Annotated in this window: 13 protein-coding genes; 10 read left to right on the top strand and 3 right to left on the bottom strand. The window is 73.0% G+C overall.

The features are described 5' to 3' along the window. The first annotated feature begins 2 nt into the window (after nt 1-2). Genes ABZ810_RS33335 through ABZ810_RS33345 form a run of 3 tightly spaced genes read left to right on the top strand, consistent with a single transcriptional unit; the run spans nt 3 to nt 3,477 of the window. Complete coding sequence (locus tag ABZ810_RS33335) at nt 3-872, top strand: branched-chain amino acid ABC transporter permease (RefSeq protein WP_358410061.1); 870 nt, start codon at nt 3-5, stop codon at nt 870-872. Continuing rightward, nucleotides 869-2,719, top strand: a complete 1,851-nt coding sequence (locus ABZ810_RS33340) for a branched-chain amino acid ABC transporter ATP-binding protein/permease (RefSeq protein WP_358410063.1) — start codon at nt 869-871, stop codon at nt 2,717-2,719. Before ABZ810_RS33335 ends, ABZ810_RS33340 begins: the two co-directional genes overlap by 4 nt. Continuing rightward, nucleotides 2,716-3,477: an ABC transporter ATP-binding protein gene (locus tag ABZ810_RS33345; protein ID WP_358410064.1), complete on the top strand. Its 762-nt coding sequence runs from the start codon at nt 2,716-2,718 to the stop codon at nt 3,475-3,477. Before ABZ810_RS33340 ends, ABZ810_RS33345 begins: the two co-directional genes overlap by 4 nt. A gap of 129 nt (nt 3,478-3,606) precedes the next feature. Here ABZ810_RS33345 and ABZ810_RS33350 read toward each other — a convergent pair whose 3' ends face one another. After that, complete coding sequence (locus ABZ810_RS33350) at nt 3,607-4,599, bottom strand: ThuA domain-containing protein (protein WP_358410065.1); 993 nt, start codon at nt 4,597-4,599, stop codon at nt 3,607-3,609. A gap of 280 nt (nt 4,600-4,879) precedes the next feature. Here ABZ810_RS33350 and ABZ810_RS33355 point away from each other — a divergent pair, with 280 nt between their 5' ends. The 7 genes from ABZ810_RS33355 to ABZ810_RS33385 are packed head-to-tail and all read left to right on the top strand — an operon-like array spanning nt 4,880 to nt 12,125. Then, entirely contained in the window at nt 4,880-7,033 is a 2,154-nt protein-coding gene (locus ABZ810_RS33355; protein WP_358410066.1) for a PQQ-binding-like beta-propeller repeat protein, read from the top strand. A gap of 31 nt (nt 7,034-7,064) precedes the next feature. After that, nucleotides 7,065-7,205, top strand: coding sequence for a pyrroloquinoline quinone precursor peptide PqqA (pqqA, locus tag ABZ810_RS33360; protein WP_358410067.1), 141 nt, complete (start codon nt 7,065-7,067; stop codon nt 7,203-7,205). 8 nt (nt 7,206-7,213) lie between these two features. After that, a complete protein-coding gene (gene pqqB, locus ABZ810_RS33365) occupies nt 7,214-8,113 on the top strand; it encodes a pyrroloquinoline quinone biosynthesis protein PqqB (RefSeq protein ID WP_358410069.1) in 900 nt (299 codons plus the stop codon). Then, nucleotides 8,110-8,811 (top strand): pyrroloquinoline-quinone synthase PqqC, encoded by a 702-nt coding sequence (gene pqqC / locus ABZ810_RS33370; protein WP_358410071.1) that lies wholly within the window; start codon nt 8,110-8,112, stop codon nt 8,809-8,811. The genes pqqB and pqqC overlap by 4 nt, the downstream gene beginning before the upstream one ends. Next, the gene (gene pqqD / locus ABZ810_RS33375; protein ID WP_358410072.1) at nt 8,801-9,085 is read left to right on the top strand and encodes a pyrroloquinoline quinone biosynthesis peptide chaperone PqqD; all 285 of its coding nucleotides are present in this window, start codon (nt 8,801-8,803) and stop codon (nt 9,083-9,085) included. The genes pqqC and pqqD overlap by 11 nt, the downstream gene beginning before the upstream one ends. Further along, entirely contained in the window at nt 9,082-10,200 is a 1,119-nt protein-coding gene (gene pqqE, locus ABZ810_RS33380) for a pyrroloquinoline quinone biosynthesis protein PqqE (protein WP_358410074.1), read from the top strand. Before pqqD ends, pqqE begins: the two co-directional genes overlap by 4 nt. Then, nucleotides 10,197-12,125, top strand: coding sequence for an FAD-dependent oxidoreductase (locus tag ABZ810_RS33385; RefSeq protein ID WP_358410076.1), 1,929 nt, complete (start codon nt 10,197-10,199; stop codon nt 12,123-12,125). Before pqqE ends, ABZ810_RS33385 begins: the two co-directional genes overlap by 4 nt. Here the strand turns inward: ABZ810_RS33385 and ABZ810_RS33390 are convergent. Beyond that, entirely contained in the window at nt 12,106-12,765 is a 660-nt protein-coding gene (locus tag ABZ810_RS33390; RefSeq protein WP_358410079.1) for a TetR/AcrR family transcriptional regulator, read from the bottom strand. The two genes, ABZ810_RS33385 and ABZ810_RS33390, sit on opposite strands and share 20 nt — an antisense overlap. Nucleotides 12,766-12,861: 96 nt before the next feature. After that, entirely contained in the window at nt 12,862-14,757 is a 1,896-nt protein-coding gene (locus ABZ810_RS33395) for a TIM barrel protein (protein ID WP_358410082.1), read from the bottom strand. Nucleotides 14,758-14,953: the final 196 nt, after the last annotated feature.

Raw genomic sequence — 14,953 nt, forward strand, 5'->3', positions numbered from 1 at the left:
ACATGCAGGCCTTCTTCCAGACGCTGGCCGGCGGGCTCAGCCTCGGCGCGGTCTACGCGCTGGTCGCCATGGGCTTCTCCCTGGTCTACCGGACCATGGGGCTGGTCAACTTCGCCCATGCCGACGTGCTCATGATCGGCGCCTACGCCGCGTCCACCTTCTACATGTCCACCAAACTGCCGTTCGCGGTGGCGATGGCCCTGGCCATCGTCATCACCGGCATCATCGGCCTGTTCATCGAACGGGTGCTGCGCCCGCTCGAGAACAAGGACTTCACCCTGATGCTGATCGGCACGATCGGTTTCGGCATGGTCCTGCAGGCGGTGGCGATCTTGATCTGGGGGGCGACGGGCCGCGCCGTCGCCTCCCCGGTCACCTCGGCGCCGCTGGACGTGCTCGGCGTCCGGATCCGCACCTACGACCTGGTCGTCCTGGTCATCGCCGCGGTGGCGGTGGTCCTGCTGGTCGGGTTCCTGTCCCGCACCAAGCGCGGCGCCGCCATGCAGGCGGTCGCGATGGACCACGAGGCCGCCACCGCGGTCGGCATCCACGTCGGCCGCAGCAACGCCATCGCCTTCGCGATCGGGGCCGGGCTGGCCGCGCTCGCCGGCGGCCTGGTCGGGCCGTTGCTGTACGTCAACCCGACGATGGGCGGGGCGATCGGGATCAAGGGGTTCGCCGCGGCCATGCTCGGCGGCTGCGGCAACATCCCCGGGGCCATCGTCGGCGGCCTGGCCATCGGCGTGCTCGACTCGTTCGCGGCGGGGCACTTCCAGGGCTACTCCGAGCTCATGGTCTTCCTGGTCTTCACGGTGATCATCATGATCCGGCCGACCGGCCTGTTCGGTGAGATGACGGTGAGCCGCGCATGAACGACCTGCTCCGGCACCGCAACACACCGCGGCTCGGCGGCCTGGCCGGCCTGATCGCGGTGGCCTGGATCCTGCCGTACCAGCTCGGCGGCTACGCCATCCACGTCGTCAACATCGCGCTGGTGTTCGCGCTGCTGGCGATCGGGATGGGGCTGGCGATGGGCATCGCGGGCCAGATCAACCTCGCCCAGGTGGCGTTCTTCGGCGTCAGCGCGTACGCGACGGCGATCCTCACCACCCACAGCGGCTGGGGGTTCTGGCCCGCGGCGGCCCTGGCGATGGTGGCCTCCGCGCTGGTCGGGCTGCTGGTCGGCATCCCGGCGCTGCGGATGCAGTCGCACTATCTCGGCATCGTCACGCTCGGCCTCGCGCTGGGGTTCATCAACTGGACCACCAACGCCGAGGTCGCCGGCGGCGCGGAGGGCATCTCGGCGATCCCGGTGCCGCCGATGTTCGGGATCGACCTGTCCAGCCAGTACCTCTACTACTACCTCGAAGTGATCGTGTTCGCGATCGCGCTGGTCTTCGCCCTGTTCGTGGTCCGCACCGGGCTCGGCCGCAGGCTGATGGCCATGCGCGACGACCCGCTGGCGGCGGGCGCGGTCGGCGCGGAGATCCCGCTGCTGCGCATGACGGCGTTCATGTTGTCGAGCGTGTTCGGCGGCGTCGCGGGCGTGCTGTACGTGGGCCTGATCCGCTACATCGCGCCCGAGACGTTCAACATCGCCAACATGTTCCTGCTGCTGGCGATGGTGGTGATCGGCGGACGGCAGAGCCTGGTGGGCTGCGTGATCGGCGCGGTCGGCCTCACCCTGATCCGCGAGCAGCTGATCGACTACCCGACGTACGCCCAGCTCGGCTTCGGCCTGGTCGTGGTGCTCATGGTGGTGTTCGCGCCGACCGGCCTGGCGGGCATCCCCGTGCGGGCCAGGGCTGCCGTCGACCGGCGCCGCGGCCGGACCGTCGACCGGGCCTCGATGCGGCCGTTCCAGCCGTACGCGCGGGCGGAGAACACGGAGACGGCGGACGAGACCGCCGAGGCCGTCCCGATGCTGGAGATCGACAAGGTCAGCAAGCACTTCCGCGGGCTGAAGGCGCTCGACCAGGTCTCGCTGAGCGTCGGCGCCGGCGAGATCCGCGGCATCGTCGGCCCGAACGGCTCGGGCAAGACGACGTTGTTCAACGTGGTCAGCGGCTTCTACAAGGCGACGAGCGGGGGAGTGCGGCTGGACGGCCGCGCGGTCGCCGGCGAACGTCCCTACCGGCTGTCGGCGCTCGGCGTCGCCCGCACGTTCCAGAACCTGCGGTTGTTCGGTGAGATGACGGTCAAGGACAACGTCCTGGTCGCGCTCGACCGCACCCGCACGTACGCCATCTGGCGCTACCTGCTGTGGCCGGTGGGCGTCTGGCGGCAGGAACGGCGGCTCCACCGCCGCGCCGACGCGCTGCTCGAACGGTTCGGCCTGAGCGAGTTCGCGGGGGCCGCGCCCGGCTCCCTGCCCTACGGGATCCAGCGGCGCATCGAGATCGCCCGCGCCATGGCGGGCGGGCCCCGGCTGCTGCTCCTGGACGAGCCGGCCGCCGGCCTCAACGGCGAGGAGGTCCGCCAGCTCGCCGAGATCGTGCGGTCGATCCGCGACAGCGGCGTGACCGTGGTGCTCATCGAGCACAACATGGGCCTGGTCATGACATTGTGCGAACGGGTGACCGTGCTCGCCAACGGCCAGGTGATCGCCGAGGGCACGCCGGACGAGGTCGCCGCCGACCACGCCGTGATCGAGGCCTACCTCGGCGACTCGGCCATGGCCGACATGCCGCTGCCCGACCCGAGCGAGGTGAGCTCATGACCACGTCCGCACCCGAGCACAAGGCCGCGGACGCGCGGCCGGAGCCCGCGACCCTCACGGTCGACGACCTCTCCGTGCACTACGGGGGAGTCTGCGCGGTCCGGTCGATCGGCTTCACGGTCGCGCCGGGTCAGTCGGTCGGCATCATCGGGGCCAACGGCGCGGGCAAGACCTCCACGCTCAAGGCGCTGATGGGGCTGGTGCCGCGCAGCGGAGGCTCGGTCACGTTCGGCGACACCGACCTGACCAAGGTGAAGGCGCGCGACATCGTCCGGCACGGCATCGGCTACGTTCCGGAGGGGCGGCACGTCTTCCCCGGGCTGCCGGTCGAGAAGAACCTCATGCTCGGCGCCTACGCCCAGTCGTGGCGGGATCCGCGCACCCAGCAGACCCTGGACGAGGTGTACGACCTGTTCCCCGTCCTCAAGGAGATGCGGTCGCGGCTGGCCGGAGCGCTGTCGGGCGGCCAGCAGCAGATGCTGGCCGTCGGCCGCGCCCTGATGGCCAGGCCGCGGCTGATCCTGCTGGACGAGCCGTCGATGGGACTGTCGCCCAAGCTCGTCGAGGACATCCTGGCGGTGCTGCTCCGGCTCCGCGAGGAGGGCCTCAGCATGTTGCTGGTCGAGCAGAACGCCAAGCTGACGTTCGAGGCGACCAGCGACTGCGTGGTGATGGAGAACGGTGAGGTGGCCATGACGGGCACCTCCCGCGAGCTGCGCGAGGACGTCCGCGTGCGGCGCATCTACCTGGGGTTGTGACCGGCCCTGTGTGAAGCGGCGCTGGGCGAAGGCGGCGCTGCGCGAGGCGTTCGACGGTGGCCGGGAGATCTCCGGCCACCGTCGGACGCGCGCACCGCCGCTGCCGGCGGCTCTACCGTCTCGCCGCCGTCAGCGGCAGAAGGGCTTGCGGCCCATGGCCGACTCGATCCCGCCGAGCACCAGGCTCTGGAACTGGCGGGCCCCGGCGAAGGTCGAGCCGTCGTCGGTGAACGCCTTGGCGTCGTGCCCGAGCGTGGTCAGCCAGGCGCGGCCGCCGTCGTAGTACTGGCACCAGGCCACCGGGTGGTTCGCCCCGTGACCCGGGTGCCCGGAACCGCCGGTGACGCCCCGGGCCAGCGAACGTTCGTCCACCGTCGCCAGGATCCGGACCCGCGAGGGGAAGGGGACCAGGTTGTACCACTCGTCGCTGAACGCCCAGCGTGACGGCAGTCCGGCCGTCGAGGAGTCCCTGCGGCTCGTGGTCTGGACGGTGCCGGGCTGGGCCGGGCCGTGGTCGTAGAAGTTGGCGCCGCCCAGCAGGCCCTCGTACCAGGGCCAGTTGTACTCGGTGCCGAACGCGTTGTGGATGCCGACGAAGCCGCCGCCGCCCCGCACGTACTGCCGCAGCGCGGTCTGCGCCGAGTCGTCCAGGGTGTCGCGCGTCGTGCTCATGAAGACCACGGCGTTGTAGGCGAACAGGCGCCCCGCCGACGACAGCTGGGTGACGTCCTCGGTCCAGTCGACGCCGAAACCGTGGTCCTTGCCCATCTTCACCAGGGCGGACTGTGCGACGTTCGCCTCGGCGAGCGGCGGGTTGAGGCCGGCCGCCAGGGCCGGGCCGAGGTTGGCGTGACGGGGCCCGGCGGTGCGGCTGTAGACCAGGATCTTGTAGCCCCCGGCCGGGTCGAAGTTGCCCCAGTCGTGGTAGCAGCGCGGATCGGTGCCGCGGCAGACGCCGTAGTCGGGGTCGCCGAGCTGCTCGGCTCCGCGCGCCGGGGGTGCGGCGGCACGGCCGCCCGCCGCCGCGGGCAGCCCGCTCACCAGGGCGGCCGCGGAGATGACGGCGGCGGTGCCGACGGAGGTCAGCGCGGCGGTGAGCGCGTGGGACGAGGGTCTCCTCATGAAGGGGGGTCCTTCCTCGGGAACACGGGTGGTCCATCTAGTGGTTCGTTTGAACCGCTAAGAGGTTTGCTGACCATCTCATGTGGATCCAGAGACGGCAATACTCGCGCTTTGAGGACCAGTGAAAATGGGGAGCCAACTGCGAGACGCTCTTGCCAGGTGAGCGGGGAGCGGCTTACGGTGTCGTCCGCTAAACGGATCTATCAAACCGTCTAGTGGACCGCTAGGCGGACCTGGGGCGGCCGGAGCCGGGTACGGCGTCCGAGATCAGGAGAGCAACATGAGACGACGGAGATTCCTCACCGGCGCCGCGCTCGTCGGCGGCACCGCGGCGTTCACCTCGGTGACCGAACCCGCCCGGGCCGGCACGGTCGGCGGGCTCGCCGGGCCGGTCCCGCCGCAGTCCCCGGGACTGCGCCCCACCGGACGCGACTTCCCCAAGGTCGGCGGCAACCTCGGCAACCAGAACCACAGCGCGCTGCGCGAGATCACCCGCCGCAACGTCCGCGGCCTGGGCGGCGCGTGGCATCTCAACCTCGAGGGCGGCAGCACCACCGCCACGCAGCAGAGCACGATCGTGGTGGAGGACGGCGTCCTCTACGTGCAGACCCGCCAGCAGAACGTCTTCGCCGTCGACGGCCGCACCGGCGCGGTCAGGTGGAAGACCAACGTCGGCACCGAGCAGACCAACATGCGCGGGGTCGGGCTCGGCGGCGGGCTCGTCTACACCACCTCCGGCGCCAACATCGTCTACGCCCTCGACCAGGAGACCGGCGCCGTCGTGTGGCGGCGCGAGCTGCTGATCCCCGGCGAGGGGGATCCCGGCTGCGACCCGCAGAGCGGCCAGTGCGGCGGCAACCGCGGCGGCCTGGCCGGCGCGATCGTCTACTTCGACGGCCTGATCTACGTCGGCACCGAGGGCAGCACGGCCGGCGCGCGCGGCCGCGGCTACGCCCTCGACGCCCGGACCGGCGAGGTCGCCTGGACGTTCTGGGGCCCGCCCGGCCCCGGCGAGTACGGCAACGACACCTGGGAGGGCGAGACCTGGAAGACCGGCGGCGCGGTCTGCTGGATGCACCCCGCCGTGGACCCCGAGCTCGGCCTGGTCTACTGGACGTTCGGCAACCCGTACCCGCGGACCAACGGCTCGACCCGCGGCGGGCTCAACCTGTTCTCCAACTGCCTGGTGGCCATCGACGCCAGGACGGGCGAGCGCCGCTGGCACTTCCAGTCGGTGCATCACGACATCTGGGACTACGACAACGTGATGGCGCCGGTGCTGGCCGACCTGCAGATCGGGCACCGCAAGCGCAAGGTCGTCGTCTACGGCAGCAAGACCGGCATGTACTACATCCTCGACCGCGCGAACGGGAAGCCGGTCCACGGCATGACCGAACGGCCCGTGCCGCAGGACGCCCGCCAGAAGACCTGGCCCACGCAGCCGTTCCCCGGCGGCGCGCCGTTCGTGCGCCACGCGCCGAGCCAGCACGACACCACGCGGCCGGTGCCGTACTACCCGACCGGGAAGATCTACACGCCGTTCTGGGACGACGCGACCATCCTCTACCCCGGCGCGGGCGGCGGCGCGGACTGGTCGCACCTCTCCTTCAGCCCGCACACCGGGTTCCTCTACGTCGGCTACGGGCTGATCAACTCCTCGTACTCCAACACCAACGGGGGCCGCGTCAACACCGCCCGGCCGCTGGGCGAGTACTTCTCCGGCGGCATCGTCGCGGTCGACCCGCGGACCAACCGCCCGGTGTGGCGCCGCGAGGGCGACTGGTCGCTCGCCCACGGGAACGGCATCCTTAGCACCGCCGGACGGGTGATGTTCCAGGGCCGCCCCGACGGCGTGCTGATCGCGATGGACGACACCGACGGCCGCGAACTCTGGCGGTGGCAGTGCGGCGCGGGCGTGCACACCAGCCCGGTCACCTACGAGATCGACGGCGAGCAGTACGTCGCCGTGCTCGCCGGCGGCAACGGCCTGCCCTACCCCGACATCCCGCGCGGCGACCACCTGTGGGCGTTCAAGCTCGGCGGGAAGGTCGCCCCGGCGCCCGCGCCCGTCCCGCCGTCCAAGCGCAACCAGATCCGCACCGCCGCGGTCGCCGGGACGGCCGCCCAGAACACCGTCACGCTCGGCCGCGTCTGGGACGCCGCCGCGGGCCGTCCCGGGGCCACCGAGAACTTCGTGGCGCAGAACGCCATGGCGCCCCAGCACATGACGGTGCCCGCCGGGACCACCGTCACCTTCGCCAACCCGCCCGGCAACGAGCACAGCCACGGCGCGGCGTCGTTCTTCGAGCACGAGTTCAACACCGGCCGCCTCAAGCCGGGCGAGACCTTCCAGCACACCTTCGACCGCCCCGGCGAGTACTTCTACAACGACCCGGTCTTCCCCCAGAGCACCGGGAAGATCGTCGTCCAGTGACCCGGCCGATCCGCCACCAGAAGGGAACACCATGACCGACAACGCCACGACCGGCGCCGTTCCGGCCGCCGACTCCGCCCCGGCCACCGGCACCACCACCTGGAACACGCCCGACTTCGAGATCATCGAGACCTCCCTGGAGGTCACCGCCTACTTCGGCGCCGAGCTCTGACGACCGGCATGCGGGTCCGGATCCTCGGCACCGCGGCGGGCGGCGGCGTACCCCAGTGGAACTGCGCGTGCCCGGGGTGCGCCGCCGCCCGCGCCGACCCGCGGCTGCGCCGCCGGCACGCCTCGATCGCGGTGGACGACGGGACCGGCCGCCGGTACGTGGTGAACGCGACGCCCGACATCGGCGAGCAGATCGAGGCGTACCCCGAGCTGGCGCCGGGGCCGGGCCGCCGCGAGACCCCGCTCGCCGGGGTGATCCTCACCGATGCCGAGCTCGACCACACGCTCGGGCTCTGGCGGCTGCGCGAGGCGGCGGGGCTGAACGTCATCGCCACCACGACCGTGCACCGGGCGCTGGACGGCGGGCCGCACCTCGGCCAGGTCCTCGGCCCGTACGCCGGGATCACCCGCACCGAGCTGCCGGCGGGCGAGCCGATCGTGCTCGGTGACGGGCGGCTGGAGGTGCGGGCCGTCCCGGTGTCGGCCAAGCGCCCGCGCTACGCCGCCGCGCTCGACCTGGGGGAGGACGGCTGGGTGGCGGCGCTCCGCCTGACCGACCGGCGCGACGGCACCACCCTGGTCTACGCGCCGGCGCTCGCGGCCTGGCCGCCCGCGCTGGACGAGGCGCTCGTCGGGGCCGGCGCGGTCGTTCTCGACGGCACGTTCTGGGACGACGAGGAGCCGCTGCGCGCCGGATTCTCCCGGAAGACCGCCACCGGCATGGGCCACCTGCCGATCACCGGCCCGGACGGCACCGCCGACCGGCTGGCCGCGCTGCCCGCCGCCCGGCGCCTCTACACCCACCTCAACAACAGCAACCCCCTCGTCCTCCCCTGCGACGACGGCCACCGCGAGCTGGCCCGCCGGGGGATCGAGATCGCCCAGGAGGGAGCGGTGATCGAACTGTGAGGTCCCCGTGGACGCCGCACGAGTTGGAGACGCGGCTGCGCGCGCACGCCGCCGAGCACTACCACCACCGCCACCCGTTCAACCTGCGGATGCACGACGGGCTGCTGGCGCCCGAGGAGCTGCGCCGCTGGATCCTCAACAGGTTCCACTACCAGCGGCACATCCCGATCAAGGACGCGCTCGTGCTGTCCAAGCTCGACGACCGCGCGGTGCGGCGGAGCTGGATCCGGCGCGTCCACGACCACGACGACGAGGACGGCGGGATCGAACGCTGGCTGCGGCTCGGCGAGGCCGCCGGGCTGGACCGCGTGCTGCTGCTGTCGGGCGAGGGTGTGCTGCCCGGGGTGCGGTTCAGCGTGCACGGGTACGTCGACTTCTGCCGCAACGGGACCGCCCTCCAGGCCGTCGCGTCCTCGCTCACCGAGCTGTTCGCGCCCGACCTGATGGTCACCCGGATCGCCGCGTGGGAACGGCACTATCCCTGGATCGAGCCGGCCGGCCTCCGGTACTTCCAGGGGCGCGTCGCCCAGGGGCGCCGCGACGCCGGCGAGGCGCTGGCGCTCGTCCACCGGTGGGCGGAGACGCGGCGCGACCAGGAGCGCGTGCTGGAGGCCTTCGCGTTCAAGTGCGAGGTGTTGTGGACGCTCCTCGACGCCGTCGAGCACGCCGGGAGCGGGGTGCGCTCCGATGCCGTCTGACGCGCCCGCGCCCGCCGCCGTGGACTGGCGGCCCGCGCTGCCGCCCTCGGTGCGGCGGCGCCACGACCAGGTGCGCGGCGCCGAGCTCCTGCTCATGCCCGAACGGGTCGTGCGCCTCAACGCCGAGGGCGGCCGCGTGCTGCGGCTGTGCGACGGGCGGACCACGGTCGAGGGCATCGTGACCGCGCTCGCCCGGGACTTCCCGGACGCGCCCATCGCCGCCGACGTCCCCGCGTTCCTCGCCCGGCTCCGCGACCGGGGGTGGCTGCGATGACCGGCGTCCCGGCCGTCGCCGAGGCGCCGTGGGCGCTGCTGGCCGAGGTGACGCACGCGTGCCCGCTGCACTGCCCGTACTGCTCCAACCCGCTGGAGCTGGTGCGCAGGAGCGGCGAGCTGAGCGCCGACGAGTGGGCGCGCGTCTTCGCCGAGGCGGCGGACCTGGGCGTCGTGCAGGCGCACGTCTCCGGGGGCGAGCCGCTGTTGCGGCCCGACCTCGAACGGATCGTCTCCGCCGCCGCCCGCGCCGGGGTCTACACGCAGCTGGTCACCAGCGGCGTCGGGCTCACCGCCGGGCGCCTCGGCGCGCTGCTGGACGCCGGGATCGAGAGCGTGCAGCTGTCGGTCCAGGACGCCCGCGCCGCCGACTCCGACCTGATCGCGGGCACCGCCGCGTTCGCCGCCAAGGAACGCGCGGCGGAGGTCATCAGGGCGGCCGGGGTGCCGTTCGGCCTCAACGTCGTCCTGCACCGCCGCAACCTCGGCCATCTGGCCGCGATCCTCGACCTCGGCCGGGCGTGGGGCGCCGGCCGCGTCGAGCTGGCCAACACCCAGTTCTACGGCTGGGCGCTGCGCAACAGGGCGGCCCTGCTGCCGACGCGCGACCAGCTGGACGAGGCCCGCCGCACGGTGGCCGCCCACCGCGAACGGCACCCGTCCGGTCCCGAGCTGGTGTGGGTCGCGCCCGACTACCACGACGGCGTTCCCAAGCCGTGCATGGGCGGCTGGGGAGCACGGTCGATCACCGTCGGGCCCGACGGGACCGCGCTGCCGTGCCCGGCCGCGTACGCCATCGCCGATCTGGACGCGCCGAACGTGCGTGCCCACGACCTGGGCTGGATCTGGCGGGAGTCGCCCGCGTTCAACGCCTACCGCGGCACCGGCTGGATGAAGGACCCCTGCCGCACCTGCTCGCGCCGGGAGGCCGACTTCGGCGGCTGCCGCTGCCAGGCGTACGCCCTCACCGGCGACGCGGGCCGTACCGATCCCGCCTGCTCGCTGTCGCCCGACCACGGCCTGGTGCTGGCGGCCGTCGCCGCGTCCGGGGACGGCGAGACCGGCCTCCCCGGCCTCGTCTACCGGCGTCCCGGGCGGCGCCGGACCGCGTCGTGACCTCGTTCCCGGCCCTGGCGGCGCCGCTCCGCCTCGGCGGCGTCACCCTGGCCAACCGCATCGTCGGCGCGCCGATGGAGCGCAACTACTGCACGCCCGGCGGCGAGGTGACCGAGGACTACGTCTCCTACCTCCGTGCGCGCGCGGCGGGCGGCGCGGCGCTGGTCTTCACCGAGGCCTCGTACGTGCGCGACGACGGGAAGGGACGCGCCCGCCAGATGGGCGTGGCCCGCGACCGCCACGTGCGGGGCTTGGCGGCGATGGCCCGCGCCGTGCACGAGGCGGGCGGGAAGGTCGGCGTCGAGCTCAACCACGGCGGCCGTACCGCGCAGAGCCGGGTGAGCGGCCACCCGCCGGTCGCGCCGTCGGCGGTGCCGTGCGAGCCCGCGGGCGGCGAGACGCCGCGCGCCCTGGAGACACAGGAGATCTACGACCTGGTCGAATGCTACGCGGCGGCGGCGCGGCGGTGCCGCGAGGCGGGCGTGGACGTGCTGTCGCTGCACGCCGCGCACGGCTATCTGATCCACCAGTTCCTCTCGCCGCTGACCAACCTGCGGTCCGACGAGTTCGCCGAGCCGGGGGCGTTCCTCGACCTGGTCATCGAGGCGGTGCGGTCCGCGGCGCCGGACACGCCGGTGGGCATGCGGATCTCCGCGCTCGAAGGGATGCCCGGCGGGCTCGACGCCGCGCGCACCCTGGCGCTGGTCCGGTCGGCCCGCCTGGACCTGCTCGACTTCATCGACGTCTCGGCGGGCAACTACGAGGCCGCCCAGTGGATGGTGCAGCCCGGCGAATGGGAGCCGGGCGTGCTCGCCCGCCACGCCGAGCCCTACCGCGCGCTCGGCCTGCCGGTGGGCGTCGCCGGGCGCGTCCACGTGCCCGAGGTCGCCGAGGACGTCATCGCCTCGGGACGCGCCGACTTCGTCAGCATGGCCCGCGCCCTGCACGCCGATCCTGACTGGCCGCGCCGCGTCCTGGCCGGCGAGGCGTACCGCCCGTGCATCTCGTGCAACCTGTGCATCGACTCCCTGCACGGCGGCGCTCCGGTGCCCTGCTCGGTGAATCCGGACGCGGGCGAGCGGCCCGCGCCGTCTCCTGTCCGGCCGGGCATCACGCCGCCTGAAGGTGATGTGGTGATCGTGGGCGGCGGCCCGGCCGGGCTGGAGACGGCACGGCTGCTGGCGGGCGCGGGCCGCCGCGTTCGCCTGGTCGAACGGGAGGACCGGCTGGGCGGCGCCTTCCTGCTGGCCGCGCGGCTGCGCTGCAACCCCGAGTACCACCGGCTGCTGCGCTGGTACGAGGGCGAGCTGGAACGGCTGGACGTCGACGTCCGGACCGGCGTCGACGCCACCGACGAGATGATCGCCGCGTTCGGCCCCGCCTCCGTGATCATGGCCACCGGGGGCACCGGCCACGTCCCGGACGTGCCCGGCGCCGGCCTGCCGCACGTCCTCGGGCTCCGGGCCTGGCTGCGGGCCTGGTTGCGGGCCGGCGGCCCGCCCCTGCCGCACTGCACGATCTGGGGCGCGGACGGGGAGGCGATGGCGGCCGCCGACCATCTCGCAGGGCTCGGTGTCACGGTCCTGGTCGTCGGTGCCGGACCGGCCCTGGCACCGGCGGTGGGACGGCGCGCCCGGATGCTCCCGGCGCGGCGGCTCGCCCGCGCGCCGAACGCCGCGATCCTGCTGAACGCGCGGGTCCGGGCGATCCGGCCCGGACATCTGGTCGTCGAGACGCCCGAGGGGACCCGCGAGGTCGCGGCGCCGGGCCCGGTGCTGGTCTCTCAGGGTGTGCGGCCCCGGCGGGACGCGCGGACCGGGCTGCCGGTGGGGGAGGCGGCGGGCGCCTCCGCCTCGCTGCGCGCGGTGCTGGGCGGCGCCGCCTCTCTCGGCGAGGCCGCCCGGGTCAGCGGCCGGCGCCGGTGAGGTAGGCGACGACCATCTCGCCGATCATGCGGCGGTGCCGCTCGCGGTGCTCGGGCGCCGTCATGTCGCGCCCGAACAGCGCGCCGAACGTGTGCTGGTTGGCGATGCGGAAGAAGCAGAACGAGCTGATCATCATGTGCACGTCGATCGCGTCGGCGTCGGCCGTGAAGTCGCCGCCGGCCCGGCCCGCCTCCAGGATCTGCGAGATCAGCTCCGCCACCGGGGCGCCGAGGTTGACCAGCGCCTCTGACTTGCGCAGGTGCTCGGCCTGGTGGATGTTCTCGATGCTGACGAGCTTGATGAAGTCCGGGTGCGCCTCGTGGTGGTCGAACGTGAGCTCCGCCAGCGTCCGGATCGCCTCCACCGGCGCCAGGTGCTGGACGTCGATGCTGGACTCCAGCGAGCGGACCTCGCTGTAGGCCTTCTCCAGCACGGCGACGTAGAGGTTCTCCTTGCCGCCGAAGTAGTAGTAGATCATCCGCTTGGTGGTGCGCATGAGGGCGGCCATGTCGTCCACCCGGGCACCGGCGTAGCCGTGCCGCGCGAACTCGCGCTGAGCGATCTCCAGGATCTCCGCGCGGGTGCGGTCGGCGTCACGCTGCCGTTCTCCGGCGGCGGGCGTTGCGGGCTGCGACGACATGTGACTCCACGGCATGACTACGGAAGCAGGCTCATCCTATGACGCCGGAGGGGCGTTCCGGCGCCGGCCTGTCCGGGGGGCGGGCGTGCGGGCGGGTCAGCCGGACCTGTGGTGGAGCCGCGCGTGCTGGACGGCCAGGCGGACCGGCGCGTTGGCCGCGCCGTACCCCCGGTAGCCGTCCAGGCGCTGCACGACCTCGAAGAACACCCGTCCGGTGGTGGCGGTGTAGAAGTGCAGGAACTCGCCGTGCTCGTCCCGGTCGTACAGGAGCCTCAGCTCGCGCAGCAGCGCGTGCCGCCGGGCGCCCAGGTCGTGCCGGGCCTCGAGGTCGTCGTAGTAGTTGTCGGGCACGGCCAGCGGCGCCGTGCCCGACTCGTGCAGGCGTCGCGCCGTGGCGACGATGTCGGCGCTGGCCAGCGCGACGTGCTGCCAGGCCACGTCCGGCCGCCCGTCGGCGGCGCCGACGTAGGCCACGTTGAGGGCCATCCGCACCCGGTCGTCCGGCGTCGACACCGCGCGGCTGCGCAGCAGGCCGTAGGGGTCGGGCAGCTCCAGGCTCTGGTGCGGGCGGAGCCCGAGGACGCTCTGGTAGAACAGCGACGCCTCGTCGAAGTGGTGCCACGGCTGGGTCAGCGCCACATGATCGATGTGGGTGATGCCGCCCGCGGCCCCGGCGGGGTCGCGGCGGTCCTCGCTGAAGTCGTCCAGCCAGCTGGTGTGGTCGGGCTGCGAGGTCCGGCAGAAGAAGACCTCGGTGCCGTCGGGGGCGGCCACCGCGTCCAGCTGCGCGTCGTGCGGGTCGCGCAGCCGCGGCAGGACGGGGGACAGGAGCGACTCGGCGCGCTTGACCGCCGCCGCCGGGTCGGGGGACTCCAGCCCGATCGCGTTGAGCGCCGGGCCCTCCCGCCCCTCGGGGCTGCCCGCGTTCAGCAGGATCCGCGCCTCGCCCTGCTCCCACAGCTCGACCGGCTTGTGCGCGTGCACCCCGGTCCGGACGAACCCCAGCGCGCCGAGCAGGCGGCCGAGCGGCTCGCCGGCAGCCTCGTCCTCGGACGTGGCTCTGGACGTGGCGCCGGGGGCGGCGGCGGGCGGGACGGCCAGCTCGGCGAACGCGAACCCGGTCGGGGTGACGGCGGGCGGCGGGGCGGTGAGCGAGGCGTGCCCGGGGAGCTCGCCGATCGTGCCGCCGACCCGCTCCTCCAGCGCGATCAGGGAGCGCATGGCGTCCTGGGCGGTGCGCATGGACGCGGCCTGCCGGAAGATGTCGTTGAACACCTCCAGCGACAGCGGCCCGTCGTAGCCCGTGCGCAGCACGTGCGAGACCAGGCCGGCCACGTCGAGGTCGCCCTGCCCGGGGAAGCATCGGTAGTGCCTGCTCCAGTAGAGGACGTCCATCGGCAGGGACGGGGCGTCGGCCAGCTGAAGAAAGAAGATCTTCTCGCCGGGGATCGTCTCGATGGCGTACGGATCGACGTCGCGGGCCAGGATGTGGAAGCTGTCCAGGCACAGGCCCAGGTTCGGGTGGTCGGCGGAGCGCACGATCCGCCAGGAGTGCAGGTAGTCGTTGACGTGCCGGCCCCACGCCAGGGCCTCGTAGGCGACCCGGACGCCGTGCTCGGCGGCGCGCTCGGCCAGCAGCCGCAGGTGCTCGGCGGCCAGGGCGTCGTCGTCGACCGCCGCGGGGGAGACGTTCGAGCAGACCAGCAGGCGGGTCGCGCCGAGCCGCTCCATCACCGCGAACTTGTGCTCGGCCCGGCGCAGCGAGCGGGCGAACTCGGCGGGCGGCACCGCCTCCAGGTCCCGGAACGGCTGGTAGAGCTCGATCCTCAGGCCGAGGTCGGCGCACCGGCGGCGCACCTCCTCCGGGCTCAGGCCGCTCGCGATCAGATCGTTCTCGAAGATCTCGACCCCGTCGAAACCGGCCGCGCCGATGGCGGTGAGCTTGTCGGCCAGCGTGCCGCTGAGGGACACCGTCGCGATGGACCTGCGCATGACGAGACACGCCTCCCGGGAACGGATCGGATTGGACGAACTGGTTCGTTAGCTTATTTCACCTCGTCGTCGCGGTCCATCCATGGAGGTCATCGAGGTTCGGGGACTTGACATGTGACGCCGGCCACCAGCACGATACGGGCAGCCCAAATAATTAACTATCTAGTACGTACGGCTCCTGCTCCCCGCCCCGCCC

Origin of the sequence: Spirillospora sp. NPDC047279, assembly GCF_040643285.1 — a bacterium.
In the GTDB taxonomy this organism is placed as follows: Bacteria; Actinomycetota; Actinomycetes; order Streptosporangiales; family Streptosporangiaceae; genus Spirillospora.

Bases quoted from the DNA above. Each gene is read 5' to 3' on its own strand.
- ABZ810_RS33335 (WP_358410061.1), top strand. From the start codon at position 3: ATGCAGGCCTTCTTCCAGACGCTGGCCGGCGGGCTCAGCCTCGGCGCG.
- ABZ810_RS33340 (WP_358410063.1), top strand. From the start codon at position 869: ATGAACGACCTGCTCCGGCACCGCAACACACCGCGGCTCGGCGGCCTG.
- ABZ810_RS33345 (WP_358410064.1), top strand. From the start codon at position 2,716: ATGACCACGTCCGCACCCGAGCACAAGGCCGCGGACGCGCGGCCGGAG.
- ABZ810_RS33350 (WP_358410065.1), bottom strand. From the start codon at position 4,599: ATGAGGAGACCCTCGTCCCACGCGCTCACCGCCGCGCTGACCTCCGTC.
- ABZ810_RS33355 (WP_358410066.1), top strand. From the start codon at position 4,880: ATGAGACGACGGAGATTCCTCACCGGCGCCGCGCTCGTCGGCGGCACC.
- pqqA (WP_358410067.1), top strand. From the start codon at position 7,065: ATGACCGACAACGCCACGACCGGCGCCGTTCCGGCCGCCGACTCCGCC.
- pqqB (WP_358410069.1), top strand. From the start codon at position 7,214: ATGCGGGTCCGGATCCTCGGCACCGCGGCGGGCGGCGGCGTACCCCAG.
- pqqD (WP_358410072.1), top strand. From the start codon at position 8,801: ATGCCGTCTGACGCGCCCGCGCCCGCCGCCGTGGACTGGCGGCCCGCG.
- pqqE (WP_358410074.1), top strand. From the start codon at position 9,082: ATGACCGGCGTCCCGGCCGTCGCCGAGGCGCCGTGGGCGCTGCTGGCC.
- ABZ810_RS33390 (WP_358410079.1), bottom strand. From the start codon at position 12,765: ATGTCGTCGCAGCCCGCAACGCCCGCCGCCGGAGAACGGCAGCGTGAC.
- ABZ810_RS33395 (WP_358410082.1), bottom strand. From the start codon at position 14,757: ATGCGCAGGTCCATCGCGACGGTGTCCCTCAGCGGCACGCTGGCCGAC.